The organism is Paenibacillus algorifonticola (genome assembly GCF_050481745.1).
Lineage (GTDB): Bacteria > Bacillota > Bacilli > Paenibacillales > Paenibacillaceae > Pristimantibacillus > Pristimantibacillus algorifonticola_A.
Genome location: NZ_JBCNGR010000026.1, coordinates 33,561 through 51,741 on the forward strand (window position 1 = coordinate 33,561; position 18,181 = coordinate 51,741).

General features: G+C 45.7%; 28 protein-coding genes. All 28 read left to right on the forward strand.

The window, feature by feature from the left end; all coding sequences use genetic code 11:
- The first annotated feature begins 25 nt into the window (after positions 1-25).
- The 28 genes from rpsG to secY all read left to right on the forward strand — a co-directional run bounded on the left by rpsG (position 26) and on the right by secY (position 18,141).
- Positions 26-496 (forward strand): 30S ribosomal protein S7, encoded by a 471-nt coding sequence (gene rpsG / locus ABEW34_RS21185; RefSeq protein WP_046234219.1) that lies wholly within the window; start codon positions 26-28, stop codon positions 494-496.
- 56 nt (positions 497-552) lie between these two features.
- Positions 553-2,628, forward strand: coding sequence for an elongation factor G (fusA, locus tag ABEW34_RS21190; RefSeq protein WP_056035778.1), 2,076 nt, complete (start codon positions 553-555; stop codon positions 2,626-2,628).
- A 116-nt stretch (positions 2,629-2,744) separates the two neighbouring features.
- On the forward strand, positions 2,745-3,935 hold the full coding sequence (gene tuf / locus ABEW34_RS21195) for an elongation factor Tu (RefSeq protein ID WP_046234221.1): 1,191 nt from the start codon (positions 2,745-2,747) through the stop codon (positions 3,933-3,935).
- Between the two features lie 195 nt (positions 3,936-4,130).
- On the forward strand, positions 4,131-5,192 hold the full coding sequence (locus tag ABEW34_RS21200) for an ABC transporter substrate-binding protein (protein ID WP_430161318.1): 1,062 nt from the start codon (positions 4,131-4,133) through the stop codon (positions 5,190-5,192).
- Between the two features lie 84 nt (positions 5,193-5,276).
- Positions 5,277-6,194, forward strand: coding sequence for an ABC transporter permease (locus tag ABEW34_RS21205; RefSeq protein WP_430161319.1), 918 nt, complete (start codon positions 5,277-5,279; stop codon positions 6,192-6,194).
- Positions 6,194-6,988 carry an ABC transporter ATP-binding protein gene (locus ABEW34_RS21210; RefSeq protein ID WP_430161320.1) on the forward strand — a complete coding sequence of 265 codons (795 nt, stop codon included), beginning with the start codon at positions 6,194-6,196 and terminating at the stop codon, positions 6,986-6,988. The genes ABEW34_RS21205 and ABEW34_RS21210 overlap by 1 nt, the downstream gene beginning before the upstream one ends.
- 489 nt (positions 6,989-7,477) lie before the next feature.
- The gene (gene rpsJ / locus ABEW34_RS21215) at positions 7,478-7,786 is read left to right on the forward strand and encodes a 30S ribosomal protein S10 (protein ID WP_046234225.1); all 309 of its coding nucleotides are present in this window, start codon (positions 7,478-7,480) and stop codon (positions 7,784-7,786) included.
- Positions 7,787-7,832: 46 nt separating this feature from the next.
- On the forward strand, positions 7,833-8,456 hold the full coding sequence (rplC, locus tag ABEW34_RS21220; RefSeq protein ID WP_056035792.1) for a 50S ribosomal protein L3: 624 nt from the start codon (positions 7,833-7,835) through the stop codon (positions 8,454-8,456).
- 27 nt (positions 8,457-8,483) lie between these two features.
- The gene (gene rplD / locus ABEW34_RS21225) at positions 8,484-9,107 is read left to right on the forward strand and encodes a 50S ribosomal protein L4 (protein ID WP_056035794.1); all 624 of its coding nucleotides are present in this window, start codon (positions 8,484-8,486) and stop codon (positions 9,105-9,107) included.
- The gene (gene rplW / locus ABEW34_RS21230) at positions 9,107-9,400 is read left to right on the forward strand and encodes a 50S ribosomal protein L23 (RefSeq protein ID WP_046234228.1); all 294 of its coding nucleotides are present in this window, start codon (positions 9,107-9,109) and stop codon (positions 9,398-9,400) included. The genes rplD and rplW overlap by 1 nt, the downstream gene beginning before the upstream one ends.
- 17 nt (positions 9,401-9,417) lie before the next feature.
- Entirely contained in the window at positions 9,418-10,248 is an 831-nt protein-coding gene (rplB, locus tag ABEW34_RS21235) for a 50S ribosomal protein L2 (protein WP_056035796.1), read from the forward strand.
- A 65-nt stretch (positions 10,249-10,313) separates the two neighbouring features.
- Positions 10,314-10,592 (forward strand): 30S ribosomal protein S19, encoded by a 279-nt coding sequence (gene rpsS, locus ABEW34_RS21240; protein WP_430161321.1) that lies wholly within the window; start codon positions 10,314-10,316, stop codon positions 10,590-10,592.
- Positions 10,593-10,634: 42 nt separating this feature from the next.
- Complete coding sequence (rplV, locus tag ABEW34_RS21245) at positions 10,635-10,970, forward strand: 50S ribosomal protein L22 (protein ID WP_046234231.1); 336 nt, start codon at positions 10,635-10,637, stop codon at positions 10,968-10,970.
- Positions 10,971-10,983: 13 nt separating this feature from the next.
- Positions 10,984-11,646, forward strand: a complete 663-nt coding sequence (gene rpsC / locus ABEW34_RS21250; RefSeq protein ID WP_046234232.1) for a 30S ribosomal protein S3 — start codon at positions 10,984-10,986, stop codon at positions 11,644-11,646.
- A 2-nt stretch (positions 11,647-11,648) separates the two neighbouring features.
- Complete coding sequence (gene rplP, locus ABEW34_RS21255; protein ID WP_046234233.1) at positions 11,649-12,083, forward strand: 50S ribosomal protein L16; 435 nt, start codon at positions 11,649-11,651, stop codon at positions 12,081-12,083.
- The gene (gene rpmC, locus ABEW34_RS21260; RefSeq protein WP_046234234.1) at positions 12,073-12,273 is read left to right on the forward strand and encodes a 50S ribosomal protein L29; all 201 of its coding nucleotides are present in this window, start codon (positions 12,073-12,075) and stop codon (positions 12,271-12,273) included. Before rplP ends, rpmC begins: the two co-directional genes overlap by 11 nt.
- A gap of 54 nt (positions 12,274-12,327) precedes the next feature.
- Positions 12,328-12,591, forward strand: coding sequence for a 30S ribosomal protein S17 (gene rpsQ / locus ABEW34_RS21265; RefSeq protein WP_056035800.1), 264 nt, complete (start codon positions 12,328-12,330; stop codon positions 12,589-12,591).
- A 44-nt stretch (positions 12,592-12,635) separates the two neighbouring features.
- Positions 12,636-13,004 carry a 50S ribosomal protein L14 gene (gene rplN / locus ABEW34_RS21270; RefSeq protein ID WP_046234236.1) on the forward strand — a complete coding sequence of 123 codons (369 nt, stop codon included), beginning with the start codon at positions 12,636-12,638 and terminating at the stop codon, positions 13,002-13,004.
- A gap of 58 nt (positions 13,005-13,062) precedes the next feature.
- On the forward strand, positions 13,063-13,416 hold the full coding sequence (rplX, locus tag ABEW34_RS21275; RefSeq protein ID WP_074905002.1) for a 50S ribosomal protein L24: 354 nt from the start codon (positions 13,063-13,065) through the stop codon (positions 13,414-13,416).
- A gap of 29 nt (positions 13,417-13,445) precedes the next feature.
- Complete coding sequence (rplE, locus tag ABEW34_RS21280; RefSeq protein WP_046234237.1) at positions 13,446-13,988, forward strand: 50S ribosomal protein L5; 543 nt, start codon at positions 13,446-13,448, stop codon at positions 13,986-13,988.
- Between the two features lie 26 nt (positions 13,989-14,014).
- Complete coding sequence (locus ABEW34_RS21285; RefSeq protein ID WP_013312154.1) at positions 14,015-14,200, forward strand: type Z 30S ribosomal protein S14; 186 nt, start codon at positions 14,015-14,017, stop codon at positions 14,198-14,200.
- Between the two features lie 31 nt (positions 14,201-14,231).
- Complete coding sequence (rpsH, locus tag ABEW34_RS21290; protein WP_046234238.1) at positions 14,232-14,630, forward strand: 30S ribosomal protein S8; 399 nt, start codon at positions 14,232-14,234, stop codon at positions 14,628-14,630.
- 31 nt (positions 14,631-14,661) lie between these two features.
- On the forward strand, positions 14,662-15,204 hold the full coding sequence (gene rplF, locus ABEW34_RS21295) for a 50S ribosomal protein L6 (protein WP_430161322.1): 543 nt from the start codon (positions 14,662-14,664) through the stop codon (positions 15,202-15,204).
- Positions 15,205-15,264: 60 nt separating this feature from the next.
- On the forward strand, positions 15,265-15,633 hold the full coding sequence (gene rplR / locus ABEW34_RS21300) for a 50S ribosomal protein L18 (protein ID WP_046234240.1): 369 nt from the start codon (positions 15,265-15,267) through the stop codon (positions 15,631-15,633).
- A gap of 30 nt (positions 15,634-15,663) precedes the next feature.
- A complete protein-coding gene (gene rpsE / locus ABEW34_RS21305) occupies positions 15,664-16,161 on the forward strand; it encodes a 30S ribosomal protein S5 (protein WP_046234241.1) in 498 nt (165 codons plus the stop codon).
- Positions 16,162-16,174: 13 nt separating this feature from the next.
- Entirely contained in the window at positions 16,175-16,354 is a 180-nt protein-coding gene (rpmD, locus tag ABEW34_RS21310) for a 50S ribosomal protein L30 (protein ID WP_046234242.1), read from the forward strand.
- Between the two features lie 44 nt (positions 16,355-16,398).
- A complete protein-coding gene (rplO, locus tag ABEW34_RS21315; protein ID WP_046234243.1) occupies positions 16,399-16,839 on the forward strand; it encodes a 50S ribosomal protein L15 in 441 nt (146 codons plus the stop codon).
- Positions 16,840-18,141 carry a preprotein translocase subunit SecY gene (gene secY, locus ABEW34_RS21320; protein WP_056035803.1) on the forward strand — a complete coding sequence of 434 codons (1,302 nt, stop codon included), beginning with the start codon at positions 16,840-16,842 and terminating at the stop codon, positions 18,139-18,141.
- Positions 18,142-18,181: the final 40 nt, after the last annotated feature.

Below are 18,181 nucleotides of genomic sequence, written 5' to 3' on the forward strand. Positions count from 1 at the left end.
TCATTCAAGAAAGGGGGACTTTCTCATGCCACGCAAAGGTCCTGTAACAAAACGCGATGTGCTTCCGGATCCGGTTTACAATAGCAAACTGGTAACGAGACTCATCAACCGCATTATGATCGACGGTAAACGCGGAACAGCTCAAACGCTGTTGTACGATGCCTTCAAACTGATCCAAGAACGCACGGGTAAAGATCCGATGGAAGTGTTCGAAGCAGCTTTGAAAAATATCATGCCAGTACTTGAGGTTAAAGCACGCCGTGTCGGCGGTGCCAACTATCAAGTGCCGATCGAAGTTAAACCTGAGCGCCGTACATCGCTTGGTCTCCGTTGGCTCGTGAACTATTCACGTAACCGCGGTGAGAAAACGATGGTAGAGCGTTTGGCTGCTGAAATTACTGATGCTTCCAATAACACTGGTGCATCCGTTAAGAAGCGCGAAGATACACACAAAATGGCAGAAGCGAACAGAGCGTTTGCTCACTACCGTTGGTAGGATTCGGCTTACGCTGAATCAACAAATAATCTCATTTAATGAGAGGAGATCAGTTCATGGCTAGAGAGTTCTCCTTGAAAAATACACGGAATATCGGGATTATGGCGCATATCGATGCGGGTAAAACCACTACAACTGAGCGCATCTTGTTCTACACAGGCCGTACTCACAAAATCGGAGAGGTGCATGAAGGCGCCGCTACGATGGACTGGATGGAACAAGAGCAAGAGCGCGGTATTACGATTACGTCTGCCGCGACGACTGCTCAATGGGATGGTCACCGCATCAATATCATCGATACCCCAGGACACGTTGACTTCACAGTAGAAGTTGAACGTTCCCTCCGCGTATTGGACGGGGCAGTTGGCGTTTTCAGTGCAAAAGAAGGCGTTGAGCCTCAGTCCGAAACCGTATGGCGTCAAGCAGACCGTTACGGTGTACCTCGGATCGCTTATATCAACAAAATGGACATTATCGGTGCAGACTTCTTGAACGTTATCAAGGATATGCGCGAGCGTCTACAAGCAAATGCTGTTGCGATTCAAATTCCGATTGGCGCTGAAAGTGATTTCGTAGGCGTTATCGATATCGTTGAACGCGTAGCTTACAAATACAAAGATGATCTCGGAAAAGACCCTGAGAAAATCGAAATTCCTGCTGAGTACGCCGACCAAGTCGAAGAACTCCGTACGGAATTGATCGAGAAAGTTGCCGAGCTGGACGAAGAATTAACGATGAAATATCTGGAAGGCGAAGAAATTACGATTCCAGAAATTAAAGCAGCGCTTCGTAAAGGCGTTTGTGAAGTTAAAATCTTCCCAGTTATCGTGGGCTCCTCGTACCGTAACAAAGGCGTTCAAATGATGTTGGATGCTGTTGTTGACTATCTTCCATCGCCACTTGATGTACCAGCTATTAAAGGTATGCTTGATGATGGTAGTGAGGAAATTCGTCAATCTTCAGATTCAGAACCGTTCTCGGCTCTGGCATTCAAGATCATGACGGATCCTTATGTAGGTAGATTGACGTTCTTCCGTGTGTATTCTGGCGTCCTGAAATCCGGTTCGTATGTTCTGAATGGTACAAAGAACAAACGTGAGCGTATTGGTCGGATTCTGCAAATGCATGCGAACAGCCGTCAAGAGATTTCCGAAGTTTACTCCGGAGATATCGCAGCTGCAGTTGGTTTGAAAGATACCATTACAGGTGACACACTTTGCGATGAAAAACATCCGATTATTCTTGAGTCGATGAATTTCCCTGAGCCAGTTATCTCGGTTGCTATCGAACCAAAAACGAAAGCTGACCAAGACAAACTCGGTATCGCGATTTCCAAGCTTGCGGAAGAAGATCCTACATTCCGTGCGCATACGGATGAAGAAACAAACCAAACGATTATCTCGGGTATGGGTGAGCTTCACCTTGAGATTCTAGTTGACCGTATGCTTCGCGAATTTAAGGTTGAGACAAACGTTGGTAAGCCTCAAGTTGCTTATCGTGAGACGTTCCGTCAGGCTGCAAAAGTCGAAGGTAAATTCGTACGTCAATCCGGTGGTAAAGGTCAATATGGCCATTGCTGGGTTGAATTCGTTCCACAAGAGCCGGGTGAAGGCTTCGTATTCGAAAACAAAGTTGTGGGTGGATCGATTCCTCGTGAATTTATCGCTCCAATCCAAGCTGGTATCGAAGAGTCGATGAAAAACGGCGTTATCGCTGGTTTCCCGCTCGTTGATGTTAAAGCGATTGTTTTCGACGGATCTTATCATGATGTTGACTCCTCGGAGATGGCGTTTAAAATTGCAGGTTCGATGGCGCTTAAAGCTGCCAAAGAAAAATGTAAGCCAGTTCTGCTTGAGCCAATCATGAAAGTTGAAGTTACTGTTCCTGAAGAGTACATGGGCGATGTTATGGGTATGTTGAACTCCCGTCGTGGTCGTATTGAAGGTATGGATACTCGCGCAGGTGCGCAAATTATCCGTGCTAAGGTGCCTCTCTCCGAGATGTTCGGTTATTCCACAACACTTCGTTCCGGTACACAAGGACGCGGCGTATTCTCGATGGAGCTTTCTCACTATGAAGAAGTTCCTAAATCGATTGCTGAAGAGATTATTGCTAAAAACAAAGGCGAATAATATTTGCCTTTGTCTAGGTTAGTCTTTTTTACTCCGGTTGGCATTACAGCTTGCTAAGCAAGCAAGTGTTCAGCCACTATATAAAACCTTTTAAATATTGAGGAGGATTAAGTTCAATGGGAAAAGCTAAATTTGAACGTAACAAACCGCACGTTAATATCGGTACTATTGGTCACGTCGATCACGGTAAAACGACTCTGACTGCAGCAATCACTACTGTACTTTCCAAAAAATACGGCGGTGCTGCTATCGCTTTTGACCAAATCGATAAAGCTCCAGAAGAGCGCGAGCGTGGTATCACGATCTCGACAGCTCACGTTGAGTATGAGACGCCAGCTCGTCACTACGCTCACGTTGACTGCCCAGGTCACGCCGACTATGTAAAAAACATGATCACTGGTGCTGCACAAATGGACGGAGCAATCCTGGTAGTTTCCGCAGCTGATGGCCCTATGCCACAAACTCGTGAGCACATCTTGCTGTCCAAGCAAGTTGGCGTTCCGTACATCGTTGTATTCCTGAACAAATGCGACATGGTTGAAGACGAAGAGCTTCTTGAACTGGTTGAGATGGAAGTTCGCGACCTTCTTTCCGAGTATGAGTTCCCAGGCGACGACACTCCAATCATCCGCGGTGCTGCTCGTGAAGCTCTGCAAAACCCAGAAGGTCCTTGGGCTGACAAAATCATCGAGCTCTTCGAGCAAGTTGATACTTACATCCCAACTCCTGAGCGCGATGTTGCGAAACCTTTCCTTATGCCTGTCGAGGACGTTTTCACAATCACTGGCCGTGGTACAGTAGCAACTGGCCGTGTTGAGCGTGGCGTTATCAAAGTAGGCGACGAGATCGAAATTATCGGTCTTGCTGAAGAGTCCCGCAAATCCGTTGTAACTGGCGTTGAAATGTTCCGTAAATTGCTTGACTCCGCTCAAGCAGGCGACAACGTTGGCGCATTGCTTCGTGGTGTAGACCGTAAAGATATTGAGCGTGGACAAGTATTGGCTAAACCGGGTTCGGTTAAACCACACACTAACTTCACTGCACAAATCTACGTTCTGACTAAAGAAGAGGGTGGCCGTCACAAGCCTTTCTTCACTGGATACCGTCCACAGTTCTACTTCCGTACAACTGACGTTACTGGTATCATCAACCTGCCAGAAGGTACTGAAATGGTTATGCCTGGCGACAACATCACAGTTACTGTTGAGCTTATCGCTCCAATCGCGGTTGAAGAGGGAACTCGTTTCTCCATCCGTGAAGGCGGCCGTACTGTAGGCGCTGGCGCTGTAGCAACTATCCAAAAATAATCGCGTGCGGCTTTAAGCCGCGCACGAATCAAACCTCTCACCTCGGTGAGAGGTTTTTTATTTTCCATGGACAAGTCATTGACGGGGCTGCTGCATCGCCTTTAATATGAGAGAAGATGTATACAGCTGCGATAGAGGGAAGCCTTATGGGAACGTTAGACAGCAGCTTATTATGTAGGGGAGGTTTTACAGAAGATGAGAAAAAATATGTGGGTAGGATTAATGTTGGTCCTCGTTTTGGTCATTTCGGCATGTGGGAGCAGCAAAGGCAACGGCAATACTGGGGAGCAGGCTTCAACTGCACCGAGCAGTTCTGCTGAAGCAACGGACAGTGGGGCGAAAGAAAATTATAAAATTTCAATTTCTCAATATGTAGAACATCCGTCGCTAGACGCTACAAGAGAAGGATTTATTGCTGCCTTGAACGATGCAGGCTTGGTTGAAGGTCAGAATTTGACTATTGATTTTAATACGGCGCAAGCAGATCAAGCGAACAACCAAACGTTGGCTCAAAAGATCGCGGCTGATAAAAGTGATTTGGCGTTAGGTATTGCTACACCATCAGCACAAGCGCTTGTGAAAGAAGTGACTGATCGTCCTGTGCTTTTTGCAGCTGTTACCGATCCGATTGATTCGAAGCTCGTTACAAATCTTGATGCGCCAGGCGGTCTTGTTTCAGGAGCGTCGGATACAAATCCTGCAGCGATTACGGAGCTAATGGATTTTGTTGCTGCTAATTTCCCGAAAGTGAAAAATGTTGGCCTTGTTATTAATGAAGGGGAACCTAATGCAGTTGTAATGGCTAAAATTGCAGAAGAATCGCTTGCTAAGCATGACATTAAGCTCGTTCGTGCAGCTGTGAGCAACACATCGGAAGTACAGCAGGCAGCTGCTTCCCTTGTAGGTAAAGTAGATGCACTGTATATTACATTGGATAATTCAGTAGTGAGCAGTCTGGATACATTGATTAAAGTAGCTAATGATAATGACCTTCCGTTTTTCGCAAGTGATCGTGATACGGTTGAGCGTGGTGCCTTTGCAACAATTGGCTTCAAATATTATGATCATGGTTACCAAGTAGGTCAAATGGCTGTGGATATTTTGAAAAATGGCAAGAAGCCAGGCGATATGAAAGTAACAGTGCCGGACAAGCTGGATCTTATTTTGAACATGAAGGCAGCTAAGGAACAAGGCATTACGGTAACGGATGAGATGAAAAATCAAGTCAAGGATGCTGCTTCCAACATTATAGAATAGTTCGCAACGTAACGTAACGGCTATTGTCGCCATTAGACGGCAGTAGCCGTTTACAATTGGCCTTTTTCATGAGGAGGTTTCCTATTGCTTAGTTTGTTGAAATCGATGCCTGGTGCAATTGAGCTTGGCTTAATTTATGCGTTGATGGCGCTGGGCGTCTACATTACGTATCGTATTTTAGATTTTCCCGATTTGACCGTGGAGGGCAGCTTCACTACGGGCGGCGGCATTGCGATGATTTTGATAACGAATGGTATGTCTCCTTGGGTAGCTACTATTGCTGCTTTTGGTGGTGGTGCGGTCGCTGGAATTATAACCGGGCTTTTGAATACAAAAGGCAAAATAAATGGGCTGCTCTCGGGCATTATTATGATGATTGCCCTTTATTCCATTAATTTGCGGATTATGGGCAAGCCGAATGTTTCGGTATATGGTATGGATACGATTTTTACGACAAGCAATGTACTCGTTATTGTTGTTATCGTTGTAATTGTGATCAAGCTGCTGCTGGATTTGTTTCTGCATACGGACTTAGGGCTAAGCTTGCGTGCAACGGGAGATAATGAGCGGATGATTCGGAGCTTTGGCTCAAACACGGATACAACTAAAATTATCGGCATATCCCTCTCCAATGCTCTTGTTGCTTTGTCTGGGGCCTTATTCGCACAGCAGTCAACTGCTGCTGACATTTCCATGGGGATCGGCGTTATCGTCGTCGGATTGGCATCGGTTATTATTGGCGAGGCTATTTTTGGAGCACGGAAGGTGTTTTGGGCCACGCTAGCGGTTGTTCTTGGTTCCATTGTGTATCGAATCATTATTACGATTGCCTATCGGGTCGAGTGGCTCAAAGCTTCTGACTTAAAGCTGATTACTGCGGTAATCGTTATTGTTGCCCTTGTTGTTCCGACCATTCAGAAATCGTTTAAGCAGAAAAAAATGGCCCGCAAACGCTCGGCGGAGCTGCTTACTGATCCTATACAACGCGGAGGTGGACACTAGTGCTGAACATTTCTAAAGTGTCCAAGCTGTTTAATCCAGGGACTGTTGATGAAAAGACGGCTTTAATTAACATTAATCTTCATCTGAAGCCGGGCGATTTTGTTACGGTCATTGGAAGTAATGGAGCAGGCAAGTCTACTTTGATGAATATTATATCGGGTGTCATGCGCCCAGATGCCGGCGATGTTGAAATTGCTGGGGATAAAATGACATTGCTTCCCGAGTATAAACGCAGCAAATGGATCGGCAGAGTATTTCAAGATCCAATGGCGGGCACAGCGCCGCGCATGACGATTGAGGAAAATCTGGCGATGGCTTATAAAAGAGGCAAGCCGCGTGGGCTATTGCTAGGTGTGACGCCGACCAAGCGCACTTTTTTCAAGGAGCAGCTTTCAAGGCTCGGCATTGGGCTTGAGAACCGCTTGGGTGCAAAGGTTGGCCTTCTATCCGGTGGAGAGCGGCAAGCGCTTAGCCTGCTCATGGCGACCTTTACGCAGCCGCAAATATTGCTCCTTGATGAGCACACAGCTGCACTTGATCCTGCTCGCGCAGAGCTGATTACAGCACTCACAGATTCGCTTGTACACGAGATGAAGCTGACGACGCTGATGGTGACGCATAATATGGAGCAGGCGATCCGTCTGGGCAACCGTCTTATTATGATGGACAAGGGTCGGATCATTCTCGATGTTAATGAACACCGCAAAAAGGATCTCACGGTAGCGCAGCTGCTTAACGAGTTTGAGCAAATTAGCGGCAAGAAGCTGGCTGACGACCGGATTGTGCTAGGTTAATAAGTAAAGAGTAAAGTGGATTGAGTAGAGTAGTAGTAACACATTGTCCATAAAGCAAAGAAGATCGCTTTTCTATCGGGTCATGGGTGAAGGCTTACCGATGTACTGATAGAAGAGCGATCTTCTGCTGTTTTAGCGATTTGCAGCCTTTAGATGAAGGTGTTCAGGTGAGTTTCTTCTATTATATATAGAGGGCACAGCAATCGTTTTGTTTATGAAGCAGGCAATGTGTCGAAGCTAATAACCTAAAAGGCGTTATAATCTTGCCTAAAAGGATGAAAGACCACTAATTTAATTGAAAATAGCATGAAAGCAAAGTTCTGCTTGCATTTGCCTATTCATTTCGTTATAATAATGTCTGTTGGTCTGTGACGTTGCGATGATGTGAGAGGTTGCCGACACACCCGGCCCCTTTGCCATGGGGCATGTGCCGGGTTTTCTCATGGAGTATGTCCGATAATAAATTGGGCGATAGAAGGAGGGACTTATATGGCAAAGCAAAAGATTCGTATTCGCTTGAAAGCGTACGATCACAGGATTCTTGATCAATCCGCAGAGAAAATTGTGGAAACTGCAAAACGTTCCGGAGCGAGTGTTTCCGGGCCGATTCCGCTTCCAACGGAAAAGCAAATCATCACCATTCTCCGTGCGGTGCACAAGTACAAGGATTCCAGGGAGCAATTCGAAATGCGTACACATAAACGCTTGATCGACATTGTTAACCCTACGCCGCAAACGGTTGATGCGTTGATGCGCCTGGATTTACCATCCGGTGTAGATATCGAAATCAAACTGTAAAAGCAACACCAGTATATGTGATATAGAAGGGAAATGAGGTGTCAACATGAAAGGTATCTTAGGTAAAAAACTTGGAATGACTCAAGTGTTTACTGCTGAAGGTAATGTAATTCCGGTTACTGTTATCGAAGCTGGACCATGTGTCGTTTTGCAGAAGAAAGACCAGGAAACTGATGGTTACGAAGCTGTTCAACTCGGTTTTGCCGACAAGAAAGAAAGCAGAACTATTAAGCCGGAAATTGGCCACGCTAAAAAAGCGGGAGCTACTCCTAAGCGCTACGTTCGTGAAATTCGCGGCATCCAATTGGGTGACTACGAAGTTGGTCAAGTGGTTAAAGCTGACCTTTTCGCAGAAGGCGAATTCGTTGACGTAACAGGTATTTCTAAAGGTAAAGGCTTTGCCGGCGTTATTAAACGTTGGGGACAAAGCACGGGTCCTATGTCTCACGGTTCCCGTTACCACCGCGGTCCAGGTTCCATGGGTTCGATTCAAGCGAACCGCGTACCGAAAGGCAAACGCCTTCCAGGTCACATGGGTACTGACGCTATCACGATTCAAAAGCTTGAAGTTATTCGCGTAGACGCTGAGCGTAACGTGTTGCTAGTTAAAGGTTCTGTACCAGGCCCTAAAAACGGTTTTGTGAAAGTTAAACTTACCGTTAAGAAATAAATTCTTAGAAGAAAGGAGGAACAATAAATGCCTAAAGTATCATTATATAATGTGAGTGGTTCGCAAGTAGGCGAGGTTGAATTGGCAGATAGCGTTTTTGGTATCGAGCCTAACAAACACGTTCTACACAGCGCTGTTACGCTTCAGCAAGCTGCTGAGCGTGCAGGTACTCACAAAACTAAAGGACGCTCTGAAGTACGTGGTGGCGGTCGTAAGCCTTGGAAACAAAAAGGAACTGGCCGTGCTCGTCAAGGTAGCATTCGCTCCCCGCAATGGGTTGGCGGCGGTACAGTATTTGGACCGACTCCACGCTCTTACGGATTCAAGCTTCCTAAGAAAGTTCGCCGTTTGGCAATCAAATCGGCTCTATCTTCGAAGGTGATCGCTAACGAAATTATCGTTCTTGATCAATTGTCGTTCTCGACTCCTAAGACGAAAGAATTCGTAGCGATTCTGAACAATCTGAAAGTGGCTCGTAAAGCGCTTGTTGTTTTGCCTAGCTACGATGACAATGTAGCATTGTCTGCTCGTAACATCCCAGGTGTGAAATTCGTCGCAGCTGACGGCATTAATGTTCTGGATGTACTTGTATATGACAAGCTCATCATCACTAAAGATGCTGTAGAGAAAGTACAGGAGGTGTTTGCGTAATGAAAAACCCTCGCGATATTATTAAACGTCCTGTTATTACAGAGCGTACTAGCGAATATATGGTTTCCAAACGTTACGTGTTCGAAGTTGATCTTCGCTCTAACAAAACAGAAATCAAAAACGCTATTGAGCAAATTTTCAAAGTTAAGGTTACTAGCGTTAACACAATGCGTGTTGCTGGTAAACCTAAGCGCTATGGTAAATATAGCGGTTATAGATCCGAATGGAAAAAAGCAATCGTTCAACTGAGCGATGATAGCAAAGAACTTGAGTTCTTTGAAACGTCTGTTTAGAAAAGGAGGAAATTCAAGTGCCAATTAAAAAGTATAAACCGACCTCTCCTGCACGTCGTGGTATGTCGGTCTCGACTTTCGAAGAGATCACAACAGACACACCGGAGAAATCGTTGCTAGCACCACTTTTCAAAAAAGCTGGTCGTAACAACCAAGGTAAAATTACGGTTCGTCATCAAGGCGGCGGACACAAACGTAAATATCGGATTATCGACTTCAAGCGTCTTAAGGATGGAATTGCTGGTAAAGTGGCAACGATCGAATACGATCCGAACCGTACTTCCAACATCGCTCTAATCCACTACGCTGATGGTGAGAAAGCCTACATTATCGCTCCAAAAGGTCTTAAAGTTGGAGATCAAGTAATGTCCGGCCCTACTGCTGATATTAAAGTAGGTAACACTCTTCCACTTGGTAACATTCCTGTTGGTTCGGTTATCCACAACATTGAATTGCAACCAGGCAAAGGCGGACAATTGGTTCGTGCTGCTGGTACTGAAGCTCAGCTTCTTGGTAAAGAAGAAGTTTACGTATCGATCCGTCTTTCTTCCGGTGAGGTTCGTCGCATTCTGAAAACTTGTCGTGCAACAATCGGTTCTGTTGGTAACGAAGATCACGAACTCGTGAAAATCGGTAAAGCCGGCCGTTCCCGTTGGATGAACAGACGTCCAGAAGTGCGCGGCGTAGTAATGAACCCTAACGATCACCCACACGGTGGTGGTGAAGGTCGCGCTCCGATCGGTCGTAAATCGCCAATGTCTCCTTGGGGCAAACCAACACTTGGTTACAAAACCCGCAAGAAGAAAAAAGCTTCGAGCCAATATATTATTCGTCGTCGTACGAAGTAATAACTGCTTAATAGAAGCTGCGTGACCTTGAGTCACGCTATGTTTCCGCGAAGGGAGGACTCCAAATGGGTCGCAGTTTGAAAAAAGGGCCGTTTATTGACGGTTACCTGCTCAAAAAAGTCGAGGATTTGAATGAAACAAACAAAAAAGTCGTGGTCAAAACTTGGTCCCGTCGCTCGACAATTTTCCCACAATTCATTGGTCACACTTTCGGCGTTTATGACGGTCGCAAGCACGTGCCAGTTTACGTAACGGAAGATATGGTTGGACACAAGCTTGGTGAGTTTGCACCAACTCGTACGTACAAAGGTCATGATGACGATAAGAAGACGGGCAGAAGATAATTTTGCCTATAAGATCTTTATCGATTGAAAGGAGGTTCACACATGTCTGAAGCTAAAGCGCATTTGAGATTCGTACGTATTGCTCCTCGTAAAGCTCAACTCGTTGCGGATTTGATTCGCGGCAAGAAGGTTGGCGAAGCAATCGCGATTCTGCGTCACACGCCTAAATCTGCTTCCCCGATTTTGGAGAAGCTGCTGAACTCTGCAATTGCTAACGCTGAGCATAACTATCAATTGGACGTTAACAAGCTGGTTATTTCCCAGGCTTTCGTTAACCAAGGTCCAACTATGAAACGTTTCCGCCCACGTGCAATGGGACGTGCAAGCAAAATCAACAAAAGAACCAGCCACATCACTTTGGTGGTATCTGAGAAATAAGGAGGGATAACGTGTGGGTCAAAAGGTAAATCCGGTCGGTCTTCGTGTTGGGATTATCCGTGATTGGGAATCCAAATGGTACGCAGGCAAAGACTTCGGCGATCTTCTGATTGAAGACGTAAAAATTCGTGAATACCTGAAGAACAAACTTAAGGATGCGGCAGTATCCCACATCGAAATCGAGCGCGCGGCTAACCGTGTTAACGTGACGATTCAAACTGCGAAGCCGGGTATGGTTATCGGTAAAGGCGGTTCTGAAGTGGAGAACCTGCGCACGGAGCTTGGCAAGATCACTAAAGGCAAAAAAGTTCACATTAATATTTCTGAAATTAAACAAGCAGATATGGATGCTATTCTTGTAGCAGAAAGTATCGCACAACAGCTGGAGCGTCGTGTTTCTTTCCGTCGTGCTTTGAAACAAGCGATCCAACGTTCGATGCGTGCTGGCGCTAAAGGGATCAAAACCGCTGTTAGCGGACGTCTCGGTGGTGCTGAAATTGCTCGTTCAGAAGGCTATAGCGAAGGTACAGTTCCACTTCATACCCTTCGTGCTGATATCGATTATGGTACAGCTGAAGCGCATACGACTTATGGTCGTATCGGTGTAAAAGTTTGGATCTACCGTGGCGAAGTCCTTCCGGTTAAGAAGAAAGCTCCCCAGGAAGGAGGCAACTAATCATGTTGGTACCTAAACGTGTCAAACACCGCAAGCAACAACGCGGACATATGAAAGGTCGCGCTAAAGGCGGTACTGAAGTTTCTTTCGGAGAATACGGTCTTCAAGCGCTTGAGCCGTCATGGATTACGAACCGTCAAATCGAATCAGCTCGTATTGCTATGACTCGTTACATCAAACGTGGTGGTAAAGTATGGATCAAGATTTTCCCTGCTAAGCCAATCACTCAAAAGCCTCTCGAGGTTCGTATGGGTAGCGGTAAAGGTAACGTTGAGAAATGGGTTGCTGTAGTTAAGCCAGGCAAAATTATGTTTGAGCTTGCTGGAGTACCTGAAGAGGTTGCTCGCGAAGCAATGCGTCTTGCGTCACACAAACTGCCTGTTAAAACGAAGTTCGTGAAACGCGAAGAAGTAGGTGGTGAAGCAAATGAAGGCTAGTGAATTTCGTAACCTAACCTCTGCTGAGATCGAACAAAAGGTAAATGGTTTTAAAGAGGAGCTATTCAACCTTCGTTTCCAATTGGCTACTGGCCAACTGGACAATCCGACACGGATTCGTGACGTACGGAGAGAAATTGCTCGTGCTAAAACCATCTTGCGTGAAAGAGAACTCGGAATCAGCAGCTAAATAGTAGTCCTTAACTAAGGAAAAATTGCCAAGGTTTAAGGAAGGAGGAAGAACATGAGCGAACGTAATGCCCGCAAAGTGTTAGTCGGTAAAGTGGTGAGTGACAAAATGGATAAAACAGTTGTTGTTGCTATTGAAACATATAAAAAACACAACCTGTACCATAAACGCATCAAATCCACGAAAAAGTTCAAAGCCCATGATGAGAACAACGAAGCCAAAATCGGCGATGTTGTAAAAATTATGGAAACTCGTCCGCTTTCGAAAGACAAACGCTTCAGACTCGTGGAGATTGTTGAAGTAGCGATTGTCCTTTAAGCTTGAAAATGTAATCTAGTTTTGTCCGAAAGGAGGACGTTGACATGATTCAACCATTTTCCCGTTTGCGTGTCGCTGATAACTCAGGAGCAAAAGAACTGATGTGTATCCGTGTACTTGGTGGAACTGGTCGTCGCGTAGCGGCTATCGGCGATTTGATCGTTTGTTCCGTTAAACAAGCAACACCAGGCGGCGTTGTCAAAAAAGGTGATGTTGTTAAAGCAGTTATCGTTCGTACAAAGCGTACGGTTCGTCGTAAAGACGGTTCCTACATCGCGTTTGACGAAAATGCAGCTGTAATCGTTAAGGAAGACAAGAGCCCACGTGGTACTCGTATTTTTGGACCAGTTGCCCGTGAGCTTCGCGATAAAGATTTCATGAAAATCGTATCGCTTGCACCAGAAGTTATCTAATAAAAGTCCCCAAGGGATTGCAATAGCTTGATCATCAAGCATGCAGGAGGTGTAACTCATGCCAAGATTGAAAAAAATTCTTGAATCGCATAACAATAAATTGCACGTTAAAAAAGATGATACGGTCATCGTCATTTCCGGTAAGGATAAAGGCAAAAAGGGCCGTGTAATCGCTGCATATCCGCGTGAAAACCGCGTACTTGTAGAAGGCGTCAATATGGTTAAAAAGCATACTCGTCCATCGCAGGCTAACCCGCAGGGCGGTATCATCGAGCAAGAAGCGCCGATTCACGTATCGAACGTGATGCACATTGATCCGAAGAGCGGTAAAGTAACTCGCATTGGATACAAAGTGCTTGATAACGGCAAAAAAGTTCGGATCGCAAAACGTTCCGGCGAAGTAATCGACTAACGTTACTGTAGGAAGGAGGACCATGAATCATGGCTGCAAGAATGAAGGATCGTTTTCTTAACGAGATCACTCCTGCTCTGATGCAGAAGTTTAACTATACAACAGTTATGCAAGTGCCTAAAATCGAGAAAGTCGTCATCAATATGGGTGTCGGCGAAGCGGTTGCTAACTCGAAAGTACTTGATGTTGCTGTTGATGAGCTTCGTCAAATCGCCGGTCAAAAACCGGTTGTAACACGCGCGAAGAAGTCCATTGCCGGCTTCAAACTTCGTGAGAACATGCCAATCGGGGTTAAAGTAACACTGCGCGGCGAGCGTATGTATTACTTCCTGGATAAGCTGTTCAACATCTCCCTCCCACGTGTACGTGACTTCCGTGGCGTATCATCGAAAGCATTCGATGGTCGCGGTAACTACACACTGGGTTTGAAAGAGCAATTGATCTTCCCGGAGATTGAATACGATAAAGTTGATAAAGTTCGTGGTATGGATATCGTCATCGTGACGACGGCAAAAACGGACGAAGAATCTCGCGAATTGCTCACCCAATTGGGTATGCCGTTTGCGAAGTAATCCACTTTTAGGAGGTGTAATACCCAGTGGCAAAAACTTCGATGAAAGTGAAGCAACAACGTACACCGAAATTTAAAGTGCGTGCGTACACGCGCTGTGAACGTTGTGGCCGTCCGCACTCTGTTTTGCAAAAGTTTAAAATTTGCCGGATTTGTTTCCGTGAGTTAGCATACAAAGGCCAGATCCCTGGCGTTAAGAAAGCAAGCTGGTAATAAGCCTAGTTCGGGAAGGAGGTTAACACAAATGGTTATGTCTGATCCGATTGCAGATATGCTGACACGCATTCGCAACGCGAACGTTGTTCGTCATGAAACCGTTGAAATGCCCGCTTCGAAAGTGAAGAAGGAAATCGCTGAAATTCTGAAGCGTGAAGGTTTCATCCGCGATGCTGAATATATCGAGGATAACAAGCAAGGGATTATCCGTATTTTCTTGAAATACGGCCCGAGCCAAGAGCGCGTAATCACTGGTCTGAAACGTATTTCTAAACCAGGTCTTCGCGTTTATACAAAATCTAATGAGATCCCTCGTGTACTGGGCGGTCTGGGAATTGCTATTATTTCCACGTCCAAAGGGATTATGACTGATAAAGAAGCACGTCAAGGCAAAGCTGGCGGCGAAGTCGTCTGCTACGTTTGGTAATTAACAAGTCACAAAGATTGGAGGTGTAACGATGTCCCGTATTGGTCGCAAGCCAATCCAAGTGCCTAACGGCGTATCAATCAACTTGGAAAACACAGTTATTACTGTTAAAGGACCTAAAGGAACGCTTTCCCGTGAATTTCACAAAGATATGAAAGTCAATGTGAGTGAAACTGAAATCGTCATTGAACGTCCTTCTGACAATAAATTGCATCGCTCTTTGCACGGTACTACTCGCAGCATCATCGCTAACATGGTGAGCGGAGTTACTGACGGATTCTCGAAAAATCTTGAACTCGTTGGCGTAGGTTATCGTGCAAGCAAAAATGGTGAGAAAATCGTTCTTAACGTTGGTTACTCTCACCCAGTGGAAATCGCTCCTGAAGGCGGAATCGAATTCGACGTTCCTGCGAACACGAAAATTACTGTTCGCGGAATCGATAAAGAACTCGTTGGCGCATTTGCTGCCAAAATCCGTTCCGTACGTGAGCCTGAGCCGTATAAAGGTAAAGGTATCAAGTACGAAGGCGAGCGCATTATCCGCAAAGAAGGTAAAGCTGGTAAGAAGAAATAAGCAGTCTGACATGGCTGCTTAACATAGCAGTATGAGGAATTGGAAAGGAGTGAACCTTGAATGATTACGAAAGGCGATAAAAACAAGGCACGTCTGAAAAGACACTTGCGTGTTCGTAAAAAAATCAATGGAACGGTTGCACGCCCACGTTTGTCTGTGTTTCGTTCCGCTAAGCATATGTATGCTCAATTGATCGACGATGTACAAGGAGTAACACTTGCTGCTGCTTCTACACAAGACAAAGAGCTGACTGAAGCTATCGGCAACGGCGGCAGCGTTGAAGCTGCTCGTAAAGTCGGCGAATTGCTTGCAAAACGCGCTCAAGCGAAAGGTGTAAACCAAGTAGTATTTGATCGTGGTGGTTACTTGTATCACGGAAGAATTCAGGCGCTTGCTGATGCAGCTCGCGAAGCTGGTCTGGAATTCTAATCGACTTTACTTATAAGGAGGTTAAACGACTTGCGTATAGATCCGAATACGTTAGAACTTACTGAAAAAGTTGTCAACATCAACCGTGTTGCCAAAGTTGTTAAAGGCGGACGCCGCTTCAGCTTTAGTGCATTGGTAGTAGTAGGCGACGGCAACGGCTATGTTGGCGCAGGAATCGGTAAAGCAGGCGAAGTACCTGATGCAATCCGCAAAGGTATCGAAGATGCTAAGAAAAACCTGATTCATGTACCAATCGTTGGTACAACAATTCCTCACCTTGTGCTAGGACATTTCGGCGCTGGAGAAGTTCTCCTGAAGCCGGCATCCGAAGGTACAGGTGTTATCGCTGGTGGCCCAGTTCGTGCAGTTCTTGAACTTGCTGGCGTTGGCGATATTTTGACGAAATCCCTCGGTTCTTCGAACTCCATGAACATGGTTAACGCAACGCTCGAAGGTCTTTCACGTTTGAAACGTGCTGAAGATGTTGCGAAGCTTCGTGGTAAAACTGTCGAAGAGCTGTTAGGTTAAGGAGGGGCATACGATGGCAAAATTGCAAATCACCCTCGTTCGCAGTTTGATCGGCCGTAACGAGAAACAGCGTGCTACTGTAGCATCGCTGGGACTTCGTAAAATCCGTCAAACCGTTGAATTGAACGATACTGTAGCTATTCGCGGCATGGTTAAACATGTTAGCCACTTGGTTAAAGTCGAAGAAGTATAAGATAGTCATTCTTACAAAGAAATAAACAAGGAGGTGCAAGAACGATGAAATTGCATGAACTCGCACCAGCACCAGGTTCCAAGCAAACACCAAAACGTAAAGGTCGCGGTATTGGTACCGGTAACGGTAAAACAGCTGGACGTGGTCACAAAGGTCAAAATGCTCGCTCCGGCGGCGGTGTTCGTCCTGGTTTCGAGGGTGGTCAAAACCCATTGTACCGTCGTGTACCGAAACGCGGATTTAACAACCGTTTCCGTAAAGAGTATGCCATAATCAACATTGAAGAGCTCAACAGCTTTGCAGCAGGCACCGAAGTCACTCCAGAAGTTCTTCTTGAGCAAGGGATTGTTAAAAATCCACTGGCAGGCATTAAGATTTTGGGTAACGGTGAAATCAACGTCCAACTGACTGTTAAAGCAAGCAAGTTCTCTCAATCTGCGGTAGAGAAAATCCAGGCTGCCGGCGGTAAAACCGAGGTGATCTAATTGTTCAAAACCGTGTCCAACATTTGGAAAGTAGCGGATTTGCGCTCGCGCATTCTATTTACGCTTTTCATCCTGCTCATCTACCGGATTGGTTCTTTCATTCCGGTACCGGGCATCAATAAAGAAGTGTTCAAACAAGTTGATCGCGCAGGTGCAGATTTGTTCGGCTTGCTTAACACGTTTTCTGGTGGAGCGCTTTTCAAATTCTCTATCTTTGCAATTGGGATTATGCCGTATATCACAGCTTCGATTATCGTGCAGCTGTTGTCGATGGATGTTATTCCTAAATTTGCAGAGTGGGCGAAGGAAGGCGAGAACGGCAAACGTAAGCTCGCACAAATTACTCGTTACGGCACGGTTATTCTTGGTTTGGTTCAAGGTTTTGCAACAGCAATCGGCTTCAACCGCCAATATGGCAATGAGATGATTCCTGGAGCGACCTTCGTTGATTATTTGGTTGTTGCTATCATCTTGACTGCAGGTACTGCTTTCTTGATGTGGCTTGGCGAGCAAATTACTGAGCGTGGTATTGGTAACGGTATTTCGATCCTGATTTTCGCAGGTATCGCTGCTGGTATCCCAGGCCACATCCGTACAATATGGCAAGATCAATTTATTGGTCAAGAAGCTGCTTTGTTCTGGAATATTGGTAAAATGGTTCTGATCCTTATTGCGATCATTGCCATTATCGTCGGTGTAATCTTTGTTCAGCAAGGGATTCGTAAAATTCCGGTACAATACGCTAAACGCGTAGTGGGCAGAAAAATGTACGGTGGACAATCGACTCATATCCCGATGAAAGTAAACGGAGCAGGCGTTATTCCGGTTATTTTTGCGGTATCGCTTCTGATGTTCCCCGTTACGATTGCTCAGTTCTGGAATGGATCGGCATGGGCAAACTGGATTATCAATAATATGTATTATGACAAACCGCTTGGTATGGTCCTGTATGTACTGTTGATTATCGGTTTCACTTTCTTCTATACCTTCGTTCAAATTAATCCGGTACAAATGGCGGATCAAATGAAAAAGAACGGTGGTTACATCCCAGGTATTCGCCCGGGTAAACCAACTTCTTCTTATCTGACTCGCGTTATGTCACGTATTACATTGACGGGCGCGCTTTTCCTAGCGGTTATCTCGATTTTGCCAGTACTCTTCGGAACGCTTGCAGGATTGCCGCGTACGGTGCAACTTGGAGGAACTTCGCTTCTGATCGTTATCGGCGTTGCGCTTGATACGATGAAGCAAATCGAAACCCAGTTGATCAAACGCCATTACAAAGGGTTTATCAATAAATAACAATAGGTTCTGTTCGGGCTTCCGTGACGTCGCTTGCGAT